The following is an 18,452-nucleotide window of genomic DNA, read 5'->3' on the forward strand; positions in this document are numbered from 1 at the left end:
CGCTCCGTCCAGGGCCCGCTATCGGCTCACGCCCAGGGACGGGCAGAGCTCGTTACAGGTGACGTACTCCGCCGCGCACTGCTGCTGCTCTTCGATGTTCCCCTGCGCCGCGCGCATGCAGAGGCCGTAGAGCTGCCTGCAGGCGTCGTAACAGGACACCTCCTGCGCGGTGGCGTCTGTCGGCGCCTCGGCGTCGGTTCCGCCACAGCCCATCAGGAGTCCGGCGGCCAGGAAGCCGCCAAGGAGGGTCTTTCGCATGGGCTCTTCCCTCGCGCGGTCCGCCGTGCGGCGTGCCCCAACTCCGGCACGCCGCTTCGGCTCACGCCATCACGGGCACTGCGAGATGCAGAACGCGCGGTAGCTGTTGCAGTAGTAGGGGTCGCCGCCGCCGAAGTAACACTGGTAATACTTCTGGTCGCACGCGTCGGTACAGGCGCTCGGGACCGCCATCTCCACAACGCGGTTGGTCTCCTCGGGGCTCATGGGCTCCATCTCCTCGGCGCCGCCGCAGCCCGCAAGCAGTCCAACGGCCATCAGTCCGGCAATGATTGCCACGCGCATTCGCTTCTCCTGGTCTTTGGGGGAAATGGGTGCTGCCCCGTCAGGATAGCGCTGCCTTTCAAATCAGGACAATGGGCAGGCGTCTCCGGGAAAGCCTCGCGGTCCCCGGAGACCCCTTCAAGTCCTTACGGAGCGCAGGCGACCCCCACACAGCCGCCCGCGCCGTTGCCCGCGCGCAGAATGGCAGTGGGCTCGTGGAGGCCCCAGCCCGTGTTGTTCTGGCAGAGGTTGTTACGGTGGCGTTACCGGCCGGCGCGGGCCTCGAAGGCTTCCGGTTCGCCCTGGGTGCTGGCCTTCGCGGTGGTGGCCGCCAGGAGCAGCAGCGCCAGGGGCCACGTCACAATCCCATTTCGAATTCTTCTCATGTTGCTCTCCCCTCGCCGGAGGCCGTCCGCCTCCGAGCGGGGAGGCTGCTCACACCACCTCGTGCCCCCCAGTCCGTCTCTCGGTGTCAGGCGATTGCGTGGAGAAGCACAGACCTACAGCGCCCCACGGGGCGAGGCGGTTGTTATCCTTCAGCGCCATGCGACAGGAAGGATGGAGCCCATGACGAAGCCCCCTGCCACCCGGACCGGATTGAGGGAGGACTTGCGGCGGCTGGGCGTGGAGGAGGGCGACCTCGTGATGGTCCATGCCGGGCTTCGGAGGCTCGGGCCCGTGCTGGGCGGGGTGAACATCGTGGTGCAGGCGCTGCTCGACACGGTGGGCAGCCGGGGCACGCTCATGGCGTACCTGGACTGGGAGATGGGCGTGGAGCCGGAGGACTTCGAGGACGCGCGCCTGCGCGACGAAATCCCCACCTTCGACAAGCGCACCGCGCGGGCCAGCCGCGACCACGGCATCCTCGCGGAGACGCTCAGGACCTGGCCCGGAGCGGTCCGCAGCGACCATCCGGACGCGGGCATGGTCGCCATTGGCGCGCGGGCGGAGTGGCTCTGCGCGGACCACGCGTTCCAGTACGGCTATGGCCCCGGCTCGCCGCTGGCCCGGCTGGTGGAGGCGGAGGGCAAGGTGCTGATGCTCGGGGCGCCGCTGGAGACGCTCACGATTCTGCACCACGCGGAGCACCTGGCGGACCTCCCCGGCAAGCGCGTGGTCCGCTACCAGCGACCGCTCCAGGTCGACGGCGAGCGGCGCTGGGTGGACTTCGAGGAGTTCGATACCCGCGAGCCGGTGACCGACGCCCTGCGCGCGTCCAGCGTGGACCCCTTCACGCGCATTGGAGAGCAATGCCTCGCGGAGGGAATCGGCCGCTCCGGAAGCGTTGCCCAGGCCGTGTCACATCTCTTCGACGCCCGCCGCCTGCTTCACCGGGGCGTCGCCTGGTTGGAGGCGTACCCCCGCTGAAGGGCGCCGTGATTCAAGGACAGCCGGAGCTGACCTCGAGCGCGTCATAGGCCATCCACCCGTTGCGGCGGGTGCTGGTGGCGGCGATGACGTAGCCATAGATGAACTTCATGGTGCCGGACTGCTGGCGGTAGCGCCCCGCGCTGTCCAGCACCCAGAGCGGGATGTCGATGGAGGGGGCGCCCGAGTTCGTCGGGACATCCAGGCGCTGGAACTTCGTGCCCGCGGGGAAGTGGTCCACCGCGACGCCGCCCAGGCCGAAGCCCGGCACGTTGAAGGTGAGGTTCGCCGAGCGCAGGCCGTTGGCCCGCACGAGCGGCAGGTAGTCTCCCGCGCGCTCGTGGGTCGCCGTGCTGTCGTAGACCACCTTCTTGAGCTCGAGGTTGGTGTCGTGCGAGTTGCGCACGGCGTAGCACGCCATCTTGCTCAGCCCGGAGCTCAGCGCGGAGACGTGGCCGACCTTTCCCTCGAAGGAGGTACGCCCCAGGATGGCGGACATGGGCAGCCAGCCCGCGCTCGAATTGGACGTCGACGTCGCGAACGCGTGCAGCTCACCGGCGAACGTGCGCGTCTGGCCGTAGTTGAAGAGGGAGCTCGTCCGGGTGGACGTGCCCACCACGGTGCCGTTGCCGTCGCGGATGGGCACGCCCGTGGTGATGCCCCAGGCGTCGTTGTCGTCCGGGTCGTTGGTCTGCACGCGGTTGCCGCCGGAGGGCCGCAGCTTGCAGTTGTACGGGCTCTCCTCGCACACCGTCCCGTTCACGCCGGAGAAGGCCGCCTGCCGCGTGCTGGCCAGGTCCTCCGCCGCGACCGGCTCACCCTCGAAGGCCTCACCGCCACAGGCGACGGAGGCCAGCACCACCGTGCACAACACAGGTTTTTTGAAGTTCATGTTAAAAATGGAAAACGGATTTTGCTGGATTTGTCAAGTGACGCGGCCGGGCCAATGCCGGGTGGGCGGCATGGCCGGGATGCGTCGCGCACGCGCAGTGCGTTCAGCGATTGTTCCGGGCTGGAAACGCCAGGGCGTGGAGGTGTTCCGGCAGCTGCTGGCGCTGCCAGGCGCGTTCCCGGGCGGTGGCTTCGGCGGCGTCCGAGACATCGGCCACGCCATGGGCCGCGGCGGTGGCCGCGAAGGTGGCGGCCTGTGACGCGTGGCTTGCGACGTGGGCGGTGGCGGCGGCGTGTCCAGCGGCGCGGGCCGCGGCGCATGCTGCGGCGTGCGCGGTGGCGTCAGAGGCCGCGGCGTGCGCGGCGAAGCCGGCGACAATTGCGTCGGTTATCATCAGATGTCCCTGCTGCCACGCGCGTGCTGCTTCGATGGCCTGGCGGGGACGGTGGTCCTCCGGAAACTTCTGTTCGAAGAAGGGGAGGACGTGCTCGGCGCAGTCAGCGGCCCAACGGGCCAGGGTTTCGTGGTCGGACCTGTCGAGCTCCATGCTCCGCTCCTCCCGGCGTCACACTCCTTGCGTATTCACTGTCATTTCAGCCTGTCAGGTCAATGTGTGGCCAGACCTGGCGGTTCCGGCTCCGCTGGCGAAAGTGATTGGGACTCCATCGAAGGACGCCGCGAGTGAGCCTTCAGCGCTCCTGTTCCTCGCCTTCACTCAGGAGGCCGTGCTTGCGGAGCTTGTCGTGCAGCGTCGCGCGGCCGATGCCCAGCGCTTTCGCGGCCTCCGTGCGCTGGCCCTTGGACGCCGCGAGCGCCGCGAGGATGAGCTCTCGCTCGTGTGCATCCAGCTTCTCGCGCAGGGTGGCTCCGGTGCTGGAGGGGACCTGGGGTGACGTGGGGGCGCTGGCGCCTCCGGGCAACAGCTCCAGGTCCAGGGTTCCGTCGGCGGACAGCACCACGGCGCTCTCCAGGGCGTTCTCCAACTCGCGCACGTTGCCGGGCCAGGCGTGGGCCGTGAGGCGCTCCAGGAGGGCGGGCGTCAGGGACACCGGTGGCATGTGGAAGCGCTCGGTGTGGCGGGCGAGGAAGTGCCTTGCGAGCGCGGCGATGTCCTCCGGGCGGCTTCGCAGTGGGGGCACCAGGAGCGTCACGACCTTGAGGCGGTAGTAGAGGTCCTCGCGGAAGCGGCCCTCCGCCACGCGCTGGGGCAGGTCGCGGTGGGTGGCGGCCAGGACGCGGACGTCCACCGGGAAGGAGCGGTCCTCGCCCACGGGCCGCACTTCGCCCTCCTGCAAGACGCGCAGGAGCTTCGCCTGGAGGGGCAGGGCGAGCTCTCCCACTTCGTCCAGGAGCAGGGTGCCTCCGGAGGCCTCGCGGAAGAGGCCCGGACGGGCGCGCACGGCGCCGGTGAACGCGCCCCGCGAATGGCCAAAGAGCTCCGCCTCCGCGAGCTCTGGCGTGAGCGCGGCGCAGTTGAAGCGCACGTAGGGTTTGTCCGCGCGCGGGGAGGCGCGCACCAGGGCCTCGGCGACGCGCTCCTTGCCGGTGCCGCTCTCTCCCGTGATGAGCACGGTGACGTCGCGGGGGCCCACGCGCTGGATGAGCAGGGCGAGCCGCGCCATCGACGGTGACACGAAGACCAGCGAGCGCAGCAGGTTCACCTCGCCGGAAAGCCGCTCGTTCTCCGCCTCCAGCCGGACCATCCCGAGCGCCCGGCGCACCACGGCCAGCACGTCGTCCACGTCGAAGGGTTTGCGGAAGTAGTCCAGCGCGCCCAGCTTCATGGCCTCCACGGCGTGACGTTCCGAGCCGTGCGCGGTGATGAGGATGACGCGGGGCGCATGCGGACGCGCGGCGACGCGGCGGAGCAGCTCCATGCCATCCACGCGCGGCATGCGCAGGTCGCTGAGCACCAGGTCCACGGGAGGCTCGGAGTCCAGGCGCGCGAGCGCGGCCTCGCCATCCACGGCCTCTTCGACCGTGAGCCCGTCGTCCTCCAGCAAGCCGCGCAGCGTGTAGCGCACGCCTGCGTCGTCATCCGCCACCAGCACGCGGGCCTTCATGGCAGGGCCTCCTTTCGCTGCGCTTCAACCGGCTGGGGCGCGGCCGGGAGACTCAGCTCCGCCACGCAGCCGCCGCCTTCACGGGCGCGCAGGCTCAACTCTCCGCCGTGCTGGCGCATCAGGGCTCGTGACAGTGCCAGGCCCAGGCCGGAGCCGTGGGGCTTCGTGGTGATACCCGGCTCGAAGACGCGCTCGCGCACCTCCGCCGCGAGTCCGGGACCCCGGTCCCGCACCTCCACGTGGCCGCCACCCTCCGTGGCCATCCAGGCCTGGAGCTCCACCGTGCTGCCCCGGGGCGCGGCGTCCAGAGCGTTCTGCACCACGTCGATCAACACCTGCCGCACCTTGCGCGCGTCGCACCACACCTCCACCAGCGGCCCCTCCGCGACCCGCAGCCCCACGCCCCGTTCTCCCGCCATGCCTTCGTGCAGCTCCGCCACCTGCCGGCACAGGCCATCCAGCGGCACGTGCGCTTCGTTGAGCGGGAGCAGCGGCCGGGAGAAGTTGAGGAACCCTTCGAGGATCTCCTGCATCCGGTCCACCTCCCGGCGCAGCACCGCGAGCCGCTCCGCGGGCCGGCCCTCCACCTCGCGGGCAATCATCGCGGCCAGGCCCTTCACGCTCGCCAGCGGGTTCTTCAGCTCGTGGGCAATCTCTCCGGACAGCGTGGTGAGCGAGCGCACGCGTTCCTCATGTGCCTTCAGTGCTTCATCCCGTGCATCCAGCGCCGTGCGCACCATGCCCCGGTACGTGCGCCGCATCGTCGTGCCGATGAAGTTCGCCCACAGCACGAGGAACGCCGTCACCGCGAGCATCGTCAGGAGCAGCGCGTCGCTGTGCCCCGCGCGCCGGCCGCCTCCGAAGAGCACGGGCACCAGGTCCTCCACCGCGCCCGTGAAGGTCACCGCCGCCTGCACGCCCAGCAGCGCGAGCAGGTAGCCCACCCACCTGCGCGCCCTGGCCGGCGAGAAGAGGATCGCCGTGGCGAAGCTCACCGGAAGCACCAGCGGAATGAGCGGGCTCTCCAGTCCCCCCAGCGACAGGTTCACCACCGTGAACAAGGGGAATGCCACCAGCGGCAACACCGTGCCCTGCTCATGGGACACCACCGGCTGCCGCCGCCACGACGCAGCGACCGCCAGCCCCACCAGCACGAGCCCCAACGCCAACGCCACGCACCACCGGCGCCATGCGGACGTGTCCCCGATGAGCCCCAGCGACACCATCACCACCGGCAGGGGACTCAGGAACGACAGCACCTTCGTCACCTGCCGGAACATCCGCGAGAACGCCTCGCGTTGGACCTGCTCGACTCCGGCGGCCGTGGGCTGGGGTAGGGAATGCAAGGCGCGTCCTCCTGGACCGTGGGCGCTACCCTATGCCCAAGCAAGGCGGATGCCCCAGCCCGTGTGCCCTGGGGCCTCCTCCTCTCCGCCCCCTTCGTGTTCGGAGACCCGGCACCGGGCGTCGGAAATCCGAACACTCCCGGTGCCGAGGGCGGTCGCTACTTCCGGATGCGCAGCGTGACGGAGGTGAACACCTCGACGCTCTTCCCGTTCTCCTGGACGAAGCTGCTCGTGTAGCCCACCGGCTTGATGAAGATGTCGCTCGCCTTGTGCTCATTGACGGCCTTGGCGCTGAACCGCGCCAGCTGCATCGTGCCCATGGCCATGCCCGTGCAGCCCACGCACTTGGGGGCCTGGTACGCGAACACCGTGCCGCCCTCGATTTGATTCGTGCCGTTGAGGCGCGGCTTCGGGACGGCGATGAACAGCCGCTGCTCGGTGCCAGGAATCTCCCAGACCGCGCCCAGCGGGAGGCTGCTGGTGCTGTCCGGGTTGGTGCCCACCGGACGGAGGGTCACCTCGGTGGAGCCACTGCTGTCGATGGCCGGGTTGATCCTGACGAGCTCCTCCTTCTTCGTCCACCCCAGCCAGTGGAGCTGCGGGAGGTTGTAGTTGTCCGCCGCGAAGGTGCTCATGAAGCTGCTTGAGTCGGCGGATGACTTGACCACCTGGGTAGAGGGGTCTCGCACGTTGCTGTGCGCGAGGCCGAGCACGTGCCCGATCTCATGGGCATAGTCCCGCACCAGGGTGCCCTTGAGGAAGACGCTGCGCGAGCCGGCGTTCGAGGTGGAGCACATCCCGCCAGGCAGCACGAACACCGTGAGGAACGCGCTCGAGTTGGCCTTCTGGCGGGCCTGGTTCTTCGCCGTCGTGCAGTTGCTGCTCGTCACCTGCACGGTCTGCGAGCCGGTGAACTCCAGGCTCACCTGGCCGCGAGACGCGACGGCGTAGTGGCGGTACACGTCGCGGATGGAGTTCTGGATGGTGCTGAGGGCGGGCGTCGTCCTGCCATCCAGGGTGATGCGGACGACCTTGACGGTGTGCTTCTTGTTGATGGCGGCCAGTCTGTTGGCGTTGTTGTTGTTCTTGACGCAGGTCGACTCATCGCCAGCACAGTCGTAGCGGTGCTCCGAGGGGGGCGCCTCGACGTCTTGGATCCGGAACGAACGCACCTGGTCGTTCGCGCTCGCGCCGCTCCCGAACGAGGTCTCACAGAGGTTCGTGTCGGTCTCGACCGTGACCGAGTCGCCGGTGCAGTCCCCAGCGGCATGGAGCGTCACGGCCTTGCCGATGGGCACGTCGACGAAGGAAGCGCCCGCGGCCTGCGGGAGGGTGTGGCAGCCGTTGGATGGAGCCTCCTGAATCACCTGGGAGCCGCCGTTACAGCTTTCACGCACGCGGACGAGCGGCGCGCGCGGGGCGATGAGCTGCTCGCGCAGCGCGGACCAGTTGGCCGCCGTGCAGTTCTCTGCCTGCACCTCATCCAGGAAGAGGCCGTCCTCGAGCTCCGCGTGCTCGTAGGTCTGGCACGTCTCCCACAGCTCGCTCCAGTGTGCCCAGTCGCAGGTCCCCGCGCCGACATATGTCTCGACGCACGTGAGCGACGCCGCGAGCTCCGGGGAGACGACCGCCTGCCGCGTGGCGGTGACGGCTGCCTCGGCGCCGCCGGACTGTTCGTGGGGGGGCTGCTCCCAGTCCTCGCCCTGACACCCTGAACCCAGAACGCCGAACAGCATCACGCCCATCATGGACAGCTTCCGCATACCTCTCCCTCGCAGCCAATGGCCGCATGACACCGCGAAACATGTGCAGTGGATCAAAACTCCATTTACATGACTTCTATGTAAAAAATGACAATCCGCTTGGTATGTTTTGACGCGCTGTGCGTCTGGAATTCCGGCGACCCGGCGTCCGGCGCCGGAACTTCGAACAGGTGAGGGGCCTGCCCCCGGGGGCTCCCCTGGCGTTCAGTGTTGGCACGCCCAGTGCTCAAGGTGACGCCAGGACACGGGTTCAGGACAGGCCCGTGAGCCGGACGCGGACCCCCTGGGCGAGGCAGGCGTAGCGTGGCCCCGCCGCGCTCGGGGGGCGCTCCAATCGCGGCGAGGCCGCGCCAGGAGGCACGGGTGTCGGGACCGGGCAGGAAGAGGAAACACTCGAAGCGGGGCATCGTCGCGGGGGCGGTGCTGGTCGCCGTCATTATCAGCGGCATCCTGTGGTTGCGGCGGCCGGCCCCGGAGCCGCCGCCGCGCTTCACCGGCTTCGTCGTCAGCGACAACGTCTACCTGTCCTCGCCAGTGGCCGGCATGGTGGCGTCCGTGTCGGTGGAGCGTGGACAACGCGTGGAGGTGGGCACGCCGCTGTTCCGCATGGAGCCCACGTCGCTTACGGCGCGGGCCGACCAGGCGCGGGCGCAGGTGGGGCAGATCGAAGCGCAGTTGCTCGCGCGCCAGTCGGATGTGGCCCGCGCCCGCGCCTCGCTCGTCGCCGCGCAGGCGGAGGCGGACCGCGCGGACGCGGAGCTGGCCCGGCTCGTCGCCGTCCAGAAGGCCATCGAGGGCGCCGTGACGCCCCAGCAGCTGGACCTGCTGCGCGCGACGGCGACACGCGCTCACGCCCAGCGCGACGCGGCCCGCACGGACGTGGCGGCGGCGGGCGCGCAGCTGGAGGTCGTCCGCGCCCAGCTCGCCAGCGGACGCGCGGGCGTCACCGCCGCGGAGCAACAGGTCGTGGAGCTGGCGCCCGTGTCCCCCGTCGTGGGCCGCGTGGAGGACGTCCTCTTCCAGCAGGGCGAGTGGGCCATGCCCAACGCCCCCGTCGTCAGCATCATCCCGGACGCGAAGCTGAAGGTGCGCTTCTACGTGCCGCAGGGGAGGGTGGCGTCCTTCCCGCCAGGCACCGCCGTGGCCATCGCCTGCGACGGCTGCGACACCGGGATGACGGCGCGCGTGGACTACGTCGCCTCGCGCCCGGAGTACACGCCGCCCATCATCTACAGCCTGGAGACGCGGCAGAAGCTGGTGTTCCTGCTGGAGGCGGTGCCCTCCGCGCCCACGCGCCTCTTGCCCGGGCAGCCCATCGACGTGACACCGCTGAAGCAGGCACCCGTGGAGGCGGACCGATGAACGAGCGGGCCATCGACGTGCGCGGGCTCAACAAGTCCTTTGGCGACCGGCACGTCGTGCGGGACGTCTCCATCGCCGTGGACGCCGGACGCATCACCGGCTTCCTGGGCCCCAACGGCTCCGGCAAGACGACGACGCTGCGGCTCCTGTGCGGACTGCTCACGCCCGACAGCGGCGAAGGCACCGTGCTGGGCCTGGACTTCCGCGCCCGGGGCGACGCCATCAAGCGCCAGACGGGCTACATGACGCAGAAGTTCTCCCTCTACGAGGACATGACGCTGGAGGAGAACCTGTCCTTCGTCGCGCGCGTCCACGGCCTGGAGCAGCGGCGCGAGCGGGTGGAGGACACGCTCCACCGGCTGGGTCTCTTCGACCGGCGCGGTCAGCTGGCGGGCGCGCTCTCCGGCGGCTGGAAGCAGCGCCTGGCCCTGGCCGCCGCGACGCTGCACGAGCCCCGCCTGCTGCTGCTGGACGAGCCCACCGCGGGTGTGGACCCCAAGGCCCGCCGTGAGTTCTGGGACGAAATCCACACGCTCGCCGCGGACGGGCTCACGGTGCTGGTGTCCACGCACTACATGGACGAGGCGGAGCGCTGCCACGACATCGGTTACATCCTGTACGGGCGCCTCATCGCGCGGGGCACGGCGGACGCGCTCATCCGCGACTCCGGGCTGGTGACGTTCCTGGGGGAGGGGCCGGGCATCGACCGCGCGGCGCACCTGCTGGCCCAGGCGGACGGCGTGCTCAGCGCCTCCGCGTTCGGCGCCGCCGTGCACGTCAGCGGGTTGAGGCGTGAAGCCCTGGAGGCCGCGCTCGTCCCCTGGCGCAAGGAGCCCTACCGGTGGAGCGAGGTGACGCCCTCCCTGGAGGACGTCTTCATCCAGCTCATGGGTCGCGAGCGCGACGAACGGTACACGTCATGACGGGCTCGCTTCCGCGCATCCTGGCCGTGCTGCTCAAGGAGTTCACGCAGCTGCGGCGCGACCGCATCACCTACGCGATGATCCTCCTCATGCCGGTGATGCAGCTGCTCATCTTCGGCTACGCCATCAACATGGATCCCCGGCACCTGCCCGCCGCGGTGCTGTCCCACGACACCAGCACGGTGGCGAACTCCGTCGTCGCCGCGCTGGAGCGCACCGGCTATGTGGACGTGCGCTACCTGCCGCGCTCCGACGAGGAGCTGGATCAGCTCATCCGCCGGGGACAGGTGATGCTCGGCATCACCATCCCGCCGGACTTCACCCGGCGGGTGCTCAAGGGAGAGCGCGCTCAAATCCTCGCGGAGGCGGACGCGTCCGACCCGCAGGCCGCGGCAGGCGCGCTCGCCGCGGTGAGCGTGCTTCCCACGGAGGCGCTGCGGAACGAACGGCTGGGGCTGGGGGCGCCCCGGTCCACCGCGCCCGCCTTCGAGGTGGTGGTGCACCGGCGCTACAACCCGGAGAGCCGCTCCCCGGTCCACATCGTGCCGGGCCTGCTGGGCATCATCCTGTCCATGACGCTGGTGATGATGACCGCCATGGCCGTCACCCGCGAGCGCGAGCGCGGCACCATGGAGACGCTGTTGTCCACGCCCGCCACCCCGGCGGAGATCATGGTGGGCAAGCTCACGCCCTATGTCGTCGTGGGGTTGGTGCAGACCGTCGTCGTGCTGGGCATGGCGCGGGGGTTGTTCTCGGTGCCCATGGCGCGCACACCCGCGGGATGGCTGGCCCTGGCGTGCGGCATCGTGCTGTTCATCGTGGGCAACCTGTCGCTGGGCTACCTCATCTCCACCGTGGCGCGCAGCCAGCTGCAGGCGATGCAGATGTCCATGTTCTACATGCTGCCGTCCATCTTCCTCTCCGGCTTCGCCTTCCCCTTCCTGGGGCTGCCGCCGTGGGCGCGGGTGCTGGGCGAAATCATCCCCGTCACGCACTTCCTGCGCATCGTCCGGGGCGCGCTGCTCAAGGAACAGGTGCTCGCGGACATGGGGAACGACCTGCTCGCGTTGGGGCTCTTCGTACTGGCGGTGGCAGGCGCGGCGCTCGCGCGCTCACGCACCACGCTGGATTGACGCCACACGTCGAGCATGACGCATCCGCGAAAGGAGGGGGCTTGGACGTCCGGACGATCCAACCGGACCGCCGTTTGCAACCTTACTTCCGCACCGGAGCCACGCCCCCGTGGTTTCGCGGGGTTCAGTCCCGCGTCCGGTCTGGAGATGCCCATGTCTCGTGACGACTCCTGGAGGGTGACCCTCCCCTTCGTGCTCCTCTGCGTGGCGACCTTCGCCGCCGGCTGTGGGGACGATGATGACAACTGCGTTCCCAGGACGTGCGAGTCGCGGGGTTTCAACTGCGGCGATGCGACGGACGGCTGCGGAAACACGCTCGACTGCGGCACCTGCGCGGCGCCCTCGACCTGTGGCGGTGGCGGCGAGGACAATGTCTGTGGTTGCCCCGACATCAAGACGGCGTGCAGCCCCGGGAACGAGTGCGGCACCGAACCCGATGGCTGCGGTGGCACCGTCTCCTGCGGCACGTGCGCGGCGCCGGAGGTGTGCGGCGGGCGCGGCGTGGCGCAGACCTGCGGCATCCCCGCCGAGAACCGCGAGTGCAGTGACGGCTGGTGCTGGGAGTATCCGCTGCCCCATGGCTACAGCTTCAAGGGCGCGCACTTCAGCGCGGCCAATGACGGCTGGGCCGTGGGTGAGGACGGCTTCATCCAGCACTGGGATGGAACGCGCTGGACGCGCGTGGCCAGCGGGACGCTGACGTCGCTGCACGACGTGCACGCCCTCTCCGCGACGGACGTGTGGACGGTGGGGGCGGGCGGCACCGTGCTCCACTCCACGACGGGCGGGGCCTTCTCGCCCGTGAGCTCCGGGACGACGCGCGACCTGAACTCCGTGTGGGCCGCCGGTCCGGGCGACATCTGGGCCGTGGGCGCCAACGGCACCGTGCGGCGCGACCAGGGCAGCGGCTTCCAGGGCGTGGACGTGTCCACGACGAAGGACCTCAACGGCGTGTGGGGCAGCGGGCCTTCGGATGTCTGGATGGTGGGACAGTCCGGGACGCTGCGCCGGTACGACGGCGCCGCGGTCTCCGGCATCGACGCGGGCACCACGGCCATCGACTTCCATGAGGTGACGGGCACCGGTCCGAACGACGTCTGGACCGTCGCCTCGGATGACCCCTGCATCCTCTGCGACGACTACGGCCAGGTGTTCCGCACCACGCCCGCGGGCATTGAGCAGTCCCTGCGCTCGTCGGATCAGCTGTTCTACGTGTACGCCGCGTCGCCCTCGCTGGTGCTGTCGGGTGGAGAGGACTTCGGCTACGTCTACAACGGCACGAAGTGGACGGACACGGACGAGGACGCCGTGGGGCCCATCACCGGCAGCGGGCCTGACAACGTGTGGTCCTTCGGTTCGGGCGGGCAGGTGCAGAAGTGGAGCGGGCAGGCGTGGACCTCTCAGGCCCCGCTGCGCACCTTGAGGGTGGCGCGGGCCATCCATGGCACGGGGCCGTCGGACCTGTGGGCGGTGGGTGACCCGGGCCGCGTGCTGCACTGGAACGGCGGCGGCTGGATCGAGCCGCAGCTGGACTTCTCCCCCTTCGACGACGTGACGGGCGTCTACGCGGCCTCCCCGGCCGAGGTCTGGGTGACGTCCTCGTTTCACGACCGCATCTACCGGTTCGACGGGGCCCGCTTCGTCACGCAATACACCGCGGAGTCGTCGCTGGCGCTGAACGCCATCCACGGCGCGTCCGCGACGGACATCTGGGCGGTGGGCGCGTCCGGCCAGGCGGTCCATTTCGACGGCACCACCTGGACGCGGAAGCCCACGGAGGTCCAGGCGACGCTCAACGCCGTCTGGGTGCAGGGGCCCTCGCTGGCCATCGCGGTGGGCGACGCGGGCACCCTCCTGCGTTGGGATGGCACCGCCTGGAGCACGATGACGTCCGGCACCAACAAGGCCCTGAAGGCCGTGTGGGGCAGCGGGCCGTCGGACGTCTGGGCGGCGGGCGCGGATGGCACGCTGCTGCGCTACAACGGCGCGCTCTGGCTCCCCGTGGCCAGCGGCACGACCTCACAGCTCAACGGGCTGATGGGACGCTCCGCCACCGAGGTCTGGGCGGTGGGCGACAACGGCACGCTGCTTCGCTTCGACGGCGGCAAGTGGAACGCGGAGACCACCGGCACCCGCCGCGTCCTCCGGGGCGTGTGGGCGCCGTCCTCGTCGGAGCTGTGGCTGGTGGGGGACACGGCCGTCCTGCACAAGCCCTGACGCCGGGCCACGCGAGCAGGCCTGAGCGCGAGGCGCCGCATGGGCTCCCTGGCGACCAGCGAGCCCATGCCGTGCCGTGTCCCGAGCACGGCCCGCAGTCATCACCATCGTCTTTCCTGTACCCCCTTCAGAAGGAGAACGGTGATGTGCTGCAACACCCGAATCTGGCATTCCCACCACTGCATCCTGCCGCCGTACGTCAGCCGGCAGATTGCGCAGAACGGCTCCGCGCAGCAGCGCGCGCGGGCCCTGCGGACACTCTCCATCGACAACACCCTGCGCGCCATCCGCCTGTCCACCAGCGGCGCGCCCCAGGCTGCGAAGCGCCTCATCCCCGGCCCCATGGTCGTGGAGAGCCAAAAGCAGCGCACCATCTACGACGTGAAGAACACCGAAGCCCTTCCGGGAACGGTGGTCCGCACGGAAGGCTCGGACGACACCGGAGACCCGGCGGTCGACGAGGCCTATGTCGGCCTGGGCGCGACGTATGACCTCTACTGGGACGTCTACGGGCGCAACTCCATTGACGGCAACGGCATGCCGCTGAACGGTCACGTCCACTATGGCAGCGGCTACGACAACGCCTTCTGGGACGGCGAGCGCATGGTGTTCGGCGACGGCGACGGCGAGCTCTTCAACCGCTTCACCATCTCCGTGGACGTCATCGGGCACGAGCTGGCCCACGGCGTGACGGAGCACGAGGGCCCTCTTGCCTACTTCTCCCAGGCGGGCGCGCTCAACGAGCACATGTCGGACTGCTTCGGCTCGCTCGTGAAGCAGCGTCTGTTGAACCAGACGGCGGATCAGGCCGACTGGCTCATTGGCGAGGGGCTCCTCACGGACAAGGTCAAGGGCAAGGCCCTGCGCTCCATGAAGGACCCCGGCACCGCGTTCGATGATCCGGTGCTCGGCAAGGATCCGCAGCCGGCCCTCATGAAGGACTTCGTGAACACGTGGGAGGACAACGGCGGCGTGCACATCAACTCCGGCATCCCCAACAAGGCCTTCTGCCTCGCGGCCACCAACCTGAAGGGCTACGCGTGGGAGAAGGCCGGCCTCATCTGGCTGGAGACGCTGCGCGACCCCCGGCTGAAGCCGAACGCCTCGTTCCTCTCCTTCGCCCGGCTCACCGTGACGGCGACCGTCCGGCTCTACGGCAGCGGCGACGAGGAGCAGATCGTGCGTGACGCCTGGAACCAGGTGGGCATCAAGGTCTCCAAGGAGCGGGCAGGCCAGCCGGCCTGGACGCCGCAGGTGCAGAAGCAGGCCGCGCAGCCGGTGCAGCGCAAGCACTAGGACCTGGAGTCGATGGAATGCGAATCGAGCTCAAACGGGAGGGAGGCCTCGCCTTCTTCCCGGGCCTCTCCAGGCCCCGCACCGTGGACCTGACGGCCCTGCCTCCCGCCACGGCGGAGGCGCTCCAGAGGGAGGTGCGGGAGGCCCGCTTCTTCGAACAGCCGGCCACCGTGGGGGCTTCCCCCCAGCGGGGCGCGGACCGGACGAGTTACGCCGTCACCATCGAGGATGACGGCGGGAGGAGGCACTCGGTCCGGCTGGTGGAGCCGGTGACGGAGCCGCACCTGCGCTCCCTGCTGGAGCTCATCCAGAAGGCCGAGCGGGAGCAGCGCGCCCCCTAGGTCTTAGTAGCGCGGGCGGGTGGGCAGGTTCAGGTCGTCGCGGAGGACGTTCTCTCCGGGGCGGCCGCCCTGCACCACGTCCGGCGTGGACGGGTCCTGGTCCAGGTCGATGGGCAGGCCCACCGCGGACGTCTCGCGGTTGTTCACGCCGTTCTTCTCACCGAGCGCCAGCGTGCCGTTGGCGTAGTCCGAGGCGTGCACCAGCTCGTGGAACAGGGCGACGACGGGCGGGCGGTTCATCCAGTCCTCGCTGCCCAGCGAGATGCGCGTGGTGTTGTAGTTCACCGTGCCGTTGGTGCCCTTGCCCGGCGTGCCGTCCGCGTTGAACCAGGCGTCGTCCTTGTTCTGCGCGGACGCGGAGTTGCCGCTGGACGTCTCCTTGATGGTCGTGGTGTGGCCGCTGTCATCCAGCGTGCGCAGCAGCTCCTGGCCCGAAGGCAGCGAGCGCATCGCGTCCAGGTCCGACTGAACACGTGCCTGGAAGTCCGCGCTGCCCGACACCGTCACCGAGCGCCCGCGCTGGTCGGCGTCCGTCATGTCGACGATCTCGCGCTCGCCCTCGGCCGCGTCGGCGGTCTTCTCGTTCTCCTCCACGTAGAGCTTGTCCGTGCCCGTGCCGCCCCGGACCGTGTCCTGGCCCGCGCCGCCCGCCACCGCGTCGTTGCCCGAGCCACCGGACAGCGTGTCGTTGCCGCGCCCGCCGATGACCTGGTCGTCGCCCGCGCCGCCGGTGGCCCGGTCATCACCCGCGCCGCCGTCGATGTAGTCCCGGCCGCTGCCGCCGGACAGGGAGTCGTTGCCATCCAGGCCGTAGAGCACGTCGCGGCCCTCGCCGCCCTGGATGCGGTCATCACCCGCGCCGCCCTCCAGGTAGTCGTCGCCGTCCTGGCCCTTCAGCGTGTCCTTGCCGTCGCCGCCGAGGATGGTGTCGTTGCCCGCGCCGCCGATGAGCGTGTCGTTGCCCTTGCCACCGGTGAGCTTGTCGTCGCCCGCGCCGCCGTCCAGGGTGATGTCCTGCGTGACGCTCTCGTCCACGGTGATGGAGTCGTTGCCGTCACCGCCGTTGATGATGGCGCCCTTGGCCTGCTCCGCGGTCAGCGTCACCGAGTCGCTGCCGGACTTGATGGTCAGCCCGCCGTCCTTGTTCTGCGACACCGTCGCGGTGTTGTTGCCCGCGCCCAGGTCCACCACCGTGCGGCCATCCGCGTTCGTGCTCACCTGCGGCCCGGCGAGGGCGCTGCCCACGCGGCCCGCAAGCTTGCCCAGCGCCTCTCCAATGCCGCCGGCCGCCTTGCCCGCCGCCTTGCCCAGGGCGCCCCCGATGCCCCCGGCACCCTCACCGGAGCGCATCTCCGCGGACAGCACCGGCCGGGAGGCGGCGCCCGTACGGGGGCCCGCGTCAAAGCCGTCCTTCATCCGCTGCGCGACGGCGGCCTTCACCGCGTTGGGCTTCGCCGTGACGGGAGCCTTCGCCGGCTGCGTGCTCACGGGGGACGAGGTGGGGCGCGAACCGGGCTTTCCAATCGAGGTCATGTCGCTTCTCGCGGGTGACGGAGACACCCGGTGCGTGCCCGGCGGACGGCTGCCGGGGAGCGGATGAATGCCGCCCGAAGGGGATTGTCGCGGAAGCGTGACGCCGGTTGCCTCGGGCCCGCTTTTCCAGGCCAACCCCTGGGAATGACTCGTTCAAGGCGTGGGCGGCAGGGGCATGTCACGGACGTGTGACACGGCTCGCTCGTTCATGTGACAGGACGGCGTCGCCGGTAACGGTGTGGCAACAACAGGGGTTGGTGCGTGGCGGAAGGCGGCGCCATTCGGTAACGGAAGCGCCACATCGGGACCAGGCGGGTCCCTCCTTGTTCCCCGCCCGGCTCCCACGCACCCATGACCCTCGCCTCGTCCCACCGCTCCGTCCTTCAGGCCCTGCTGGCTGGTACCGCGCTCCTCTTCTCCTCCTCCGCCCTGTCCCAGGAGGCTCCGCCCGAGTCCGCTCCCACGGGCGAGGTCGCGCCCCCCGCGGAGCCCTCCGCGCCCGTGCCTCCCGCCGCCCTGCCGCCTCCCGCGGAGGAGAAGGAGAAGACCAGGCCCTGGTACGAGAGCATCCGCCTCCGGGGCTACACGCAGGTCCGCTACAACCGGCTGCCCAGCTTCCGGGTGAACGACTCGCTCATCAACGACCAGGGCGACCGCTTCCTGGGCAAGGACACCGGCTTCGGCATCCGCCGCGCGCGGCTCGTCATCTTCGGGGACGTGCACCCGCACGTGTCCATCTACCTGCAGCCGGACTTCGCCTCCGTCATCGGTGACCAGTACAACGTCGCCGTCATGCGGGACTGGTACGCGGACATCTTCGTGGACGCGAAGAAGGAGTTCCGCTTCCGAGTGGGCCAGTCGAAGGTGCCGTTCGGCTTCGAGAACCTCCAGTCCAGCCAGAACCGCCTGGCGCTGGACCGCAACGACGCCATCAACAGCGCGCTGAAGGACGAGCGCGACGTGGGCGTGTTCTTCTACTGGGCGCCCTCGCACATCCGCGAGCGCTTCAAGTTCCTCGTCGACAGCGGCCTCAAGGGCTCCGGTGACTACGGCGTCGTGGGCCTGGGCGTCTACAACGGCCAGACGGCCAACCGCGCCGAGCGCAACAACAGCCCCCACGCCGTCGCGCGCGTCAGCTACCCCTTCCTCTTCGGCTCCCAGTACGTGGAGGTCGGCACCGGCGCCTACTACGGCCGCTTCAACCTCAGCGCGTCCCCTCGGGATGACGCGGCCTATGCGCTCGCGCGTGGCCCCAACATGGTGGATGCCCGCGCCATCGTCAGCCTGACGGTCTACCCGCAGCCCCTGGGCTTCCAGGCCGAATACAACCTGGGTCGCGGACCGTCGCTGGGCTCGTTCCCGGACGAGGCGCTGCTCATCGACAGCCGGAGCCTGCAGGGTGGCTACGCGCAGCTCATGTACAAGCTGGACGGCGTGGTGGGCGTGTCGCTCATCCCCTACGTGCGTGGCACGCTCTACAAGGGCGGCAAGAAGTTCGAGACCAACGCCCCCCGCTACGACGTGCGCGAGCTGGAGCTGGGCGCGGAGTGGCAGATCTGGAAGGCGCTGGAGCTGACGGCCGCCTACGTCATCGCGGACCGCACCTCGTCGCGCTACCCGTATGTGCAGGAGCAGGGGCACGTGACGCGCCTCCAGCTCCAGTTCAACTACTGAG

Annotated in this window: 17 protein-coding genes; 8 read left to right on the forward strand and 9 right to left on the reverse strand. The window is 69.9% G+C overall.

Annotated features, from left to right (window positions below; translation table 11 throughout):
• Positions 1 to 18 precede the first annotated feature (18 nt).
• The 3 genes from D7Y21_RS05890 to D7Y21_RS43300 form a co-directional block, all read right to left on the reverse strand.
• Positions 19 to 258 (reverse strand): hypothetical protein, encoded by a 240-nt coding sequence (locus D7Y21_RS05890; protein ID WP_120563685.1) that lies wholly within the window; start codon positions 256 to 258, stop codon positions 19 to 21.
• A 69-nt stretch (positions 259 to 327) separates the two neighbouring features.
• Positions 328 to 555: a hypothetical protein gene (locus D7Y21_RS05895; protein WP_147443204.1), complete on the reverse strand. Its 228-nt coding sequence runs from the start codon at positions 553 to 555 to the stop codon at positions 328 to 330.
• A 248-nt stretch (positions 556 to 803) separates the two neighbouring features.
• Positions 804 to 926 carry a hypothetical protein gene (locus D7Y21_RS43300; protein WP_255424201.1) on the reverse strand — a complete coding sequence of 41 codons (123 nt, stop codon included), beginning with the start codon at positions 924 to 926 and terminating at the stop codon, positions 804 to 806.
• A gap of 181 nt (positions 927 to 1,107) precedes the next feature.
• Here D7Y21_RS43300 and aac(3) point away from each other — a divergent pair, with 181 nt between their 5' ends.
• The gene (aac(3), locus tag D7Y21_RS05900; protein ID WP_121711797.1) at positions 1,108 to 1,908 is read left to right on the forward strand and encodes an aminoglycoside 3-N-acetyltransferase; all 801 of its coding nucleotides are present in this window, start codon (positions 1,108 to 1,110) and stop codon (positions 1,906 to 1,908) included.
• 13 nt (positions 1,909 to 1,921) lie between these two features.
• Here aac(3) and D7Y21_RS05905 read toward each other — a convergent pair whose 3' ends face one another.
• From D7Y21_RS05905 to D7Y21_RS05925, 5 genes are all read right to left on the reverse strand, one after another.
• Positions 1,922 to 2,800: a hypothetical protein gene (locus tag D7Y21_RS05905; RefSeq protein WP_121711799.1), complete on the reverse strand. Its 879-nt coding sequence runs from the start codon at positions 2,798 to 2,800 to the stop codon at positions 1,922 to 1,924.
• A 103-nt stretch (positions 2,801 to 2,903) separates the two neighbouring features.
• Entirely contained in the window at positions 2,904 to 3,347 is a 444-nt protein-coding gene (locus tag D7Y21_RS05910) for a putative immunity protein (protein ID WP_121711801.1), read from the reverse strand.
• A 142-nt stretch (positions 3,348 to 3,489) separates the two neighbouring features.
• Positions 3,490 to 4,863 (reverse strand): sigma-54 dependent transcriptional regulator, encoded by a 1,374-nt coding sequence (locus D7Y21_RS05915; RefSeq protein WP_121711803.1) that lies wholly within the window; start codon positions 4,861 to 4,863, stop codon positions 3,490 to 3,492.
• Positions 4,860 to 6,209 carry a HAMP domain-containing sensor histidine kinase gene (locus tag D7Y21_RS05920; RefSeq protein WP_147469195.1) on the reverse strand — a complete coding sequence of 450 codons (1,350 nt, stop codon included), beginning with the start codon at positions 6,207 to 6,209 and terminating at the stop codon, positions 4,860 to 4,862. Before D7Y21_RS05920 ends, D7Y21_RS05915 begins: the two co-directional genes overlap by 4 nt.
• A gap of 158 nt (positions 6,210 to 6,367) precedes the next feature.
• On the reverse strand, positions 6,368 to 7,972 hold the full coding sequence (locus D7Y21_RS05925; RefSeq protein WP_233591576.1) for a hypothetical protein: 1,605 nt from the start codon (positions 7,970 to 7,972) through the stop codon (positions 6,368 to 6,370).
• Positions 7,973 to 8,335: 363 nt separating this feature from the next.
• Between D7Y21_RS05925 and D7Y21_RS05930 the strand changes: the two genes are divergently transcribed.
• The 6 genes from D7Y21_RS05930 (at position 8,336) to D7Y21_RS05955 (ending at position 15,244) form a co-directional block, all read left to right on the forward strand.
• Positions 8,336 to 9,334 carry an HlyD family secretion protein gene (locus D7Y21_RS05930; protein ID WP_147469196.1) on the forward strand — a complete coding sequence of 333 codons (999 nt, stop codon included), beginning with the start codon at positions 8,336 to 8,338 and terminating at the stop codon, positions 9,332 to 9,334.
• Complete coding sequence (locus tag D7Y21_RS05935; protein ID WP_121711809.1) at positions 9,331 to 10,257, forward strand: ABC transporter ATP-binding protein; 927 nt, start codon at positions 9,331 to 9,333, stop codon at positions 10,255 to 10,257. Before D7Y21_RS05930 ends, D7Y21_RS05935 begins: the two co-directional genes overlap by 4 nt.
• A complete protein-coding gene (locus tag D7Y21_RS05940) occupies positions 10,254 to 11,390 on the forward strand; it encodes an ABC transporter permease (protein WP_120563677.1) in 1,137 nt (378 codons plus the stop codon). The genes D7Y21_RS05935 and D7Y21_RS05940 overlap by 4 nt, the downstream gene beginning before the upstream one ends.
• 153 nt (positions 11,391 to 11,543) lie before the next feature.
• Positions 11,544 to 13,607, forward strand: a complete 2,064-nt coding sequence (locus D7Y21_RS05945; RefSeq protein ID WP_121711811.1) for a hypothetical protein — start codon at positions 11,544 to 11,546, stop codon at positions 13,605 to 13,607.
• 144 nt (positions 13,608 to 13,751) lie between these two features.
• A complete protein-coding gene (locus tag D7Y21_RS05950; RefSeq protein WP_120563675.1) occupies positions 13,752 to 14,903 on the forward strand; it encodes a M4 family metallopeptidase in 1,152 nt (383 codons plus the stop codon).
• Between the two features lie 17 nt (positions 14,904 to 14,920).
• On the forward strand, positions 14,921 to 15,244 hold the full coding sequence (locus D7Y21_RS05955) for a protealysin inhibitor emfourin (protein ID WP_120563674.1): 324 nt from the start codon (positions 14,921 to 14,923) through the stop codon (positions 15,242 to 15,244).
• A gap of 3 nt (positions 15,245 to 15,247) precedes the next feature.
• On the opposite strand, the gene D7Y21_RS05960 is transcribed toward D7Y21_RS05955, so the two are convergent.
• Positions 15,248 to 16,777: a M91 family zinc metallopeptidase gene (locus D7Y21_RS05960; RefSeq protein ID WP_121711813.1), complete on the reverse strand. Its 1,530-nt coding sequence runs from the start codon at positions 16,775 to 16,777 to the stop codon at positions 15,248 to 15,250.
• A gap of 351 nt (positions 16,778 to 17,128) precedes the next feature.
• On the opposite strand from D7Y21_RS05960, the gene D7Y21_RS05965 reads away from it, so the two are divergent.
• Positions 17,129 to 18,451 carry a porin gene (locus tag D7Y21_RS05965; protein WP_121711815.1) on the forward strand — a complete coding sequence of 441 codons (1,323 nt, stop codon included), beginning with the start codon at positions 17,129 to 17,131 and terminating at the stop codon, positions 18,449 to 18,451.
• Position 18,452: the final 1 nt, after the last annotated feature.

This window comes from Corallococcus sp. AB045 (assembly GCF_003668895.1).
In the GTDB taxonomy this organism is placed as follows: domain Bacteria; phylum Myxococcota; class Myxococcia; order Myxococcales; family Myxococcaceae; genus Corallococcus; species Corallococcus coralloides.

Coding starts and splice junctions, on each gene's coding strand:
- D7Y21_RS05915 (WP_121711803.1), bottom strand. CDS start 4,863: ATGAAGGCCCGCGTGCTGGTGGCGGATGACGACGCAGGCGTGCGCTAC.
- D7Y21_RS05905 (WP_121711799.1), bottom strand. CDS start 2,800: ATGAACTTCAAAAAACCTGTGTTGTGCACGGTGGTGCTGGCCTCCGTC.
- D7Y21_RS05925 (WP_233591576.1), bottom strand. CDS start 7,972: ATGCGGAAGCTGTCCATGATGGGCGTGATGCTGTTCGGCGTTCTGGGT.
- D7Y21_RS05950 (WP_120563675.1), top strand. CDS start 13,752: ATGTGCTGCAACACCCGAATCTGGCATTCCCACCACTGCATCCTGCCG.
- D7Y21_RS05965 (WP_121711815.1), top strand. CDS start 17,129: ATGACCCTCGCCTCGTCCCACCGCTCCGTCCTTCAGGCCCTGCTGGCT.
- D7Y21_RS43300 (WP_255424201.1), bottom strand. CDS start 926: ATGAGAAGAATTCGAAATGGGATTGTGACGTGGCCCCTGGCGCTGCTG.
- D7Y21_RS05910 (WP_121711801.1), bottom strand. CDS start 3,347: ATGGAGCTCGACAGGTCCGACCACGAAACCCTGGCCCGTTGGGCCGCT.
- D7Y21_RS05890 (WP_120563685.1), bottom strand. CDS start 258: ATGCGAAAGACCCTCCTTGGCGGCTTCCTGGCCGCCGGACTCCTGATG.
- D7Y21_RS05960 (WP_121711813.1), bottom strand. CDS start 16,777: ATGACCTCGATTGGAAAGCCCGGTTCGCGCCCCACCTCGTCCCCCGTG.
- D7Y21_RS05955 (WP_120563674.1), top strand. CDS start 14,921: ATGCGAATCGAGCTCAAACGGGAGGGAGGCCTCGCCTTCTTCCCGGGC.
- D7Y21_RS05940 (WP_120563677.1), top strand. CDS start 10,254: ATGACGGGCTCGCTTCCGCGCATCCTGGCCGTGCTGCTCAAGGAGTTC.
- D7Y21_RS05945 (WP_121711811.1), top strand. CDS start 11,544: ATGTCTCGTGACGACTCCTGGAGGGTGACCCTCCCCTTCGTGCTCCTC.
- D7Y21_RS05935 (WP_121711809.1), top strand. CDS start 9,331: ATGAACGAGCGGGCCATCGACGTGCGCGGGCTCAACAAGTCCTTTGGC.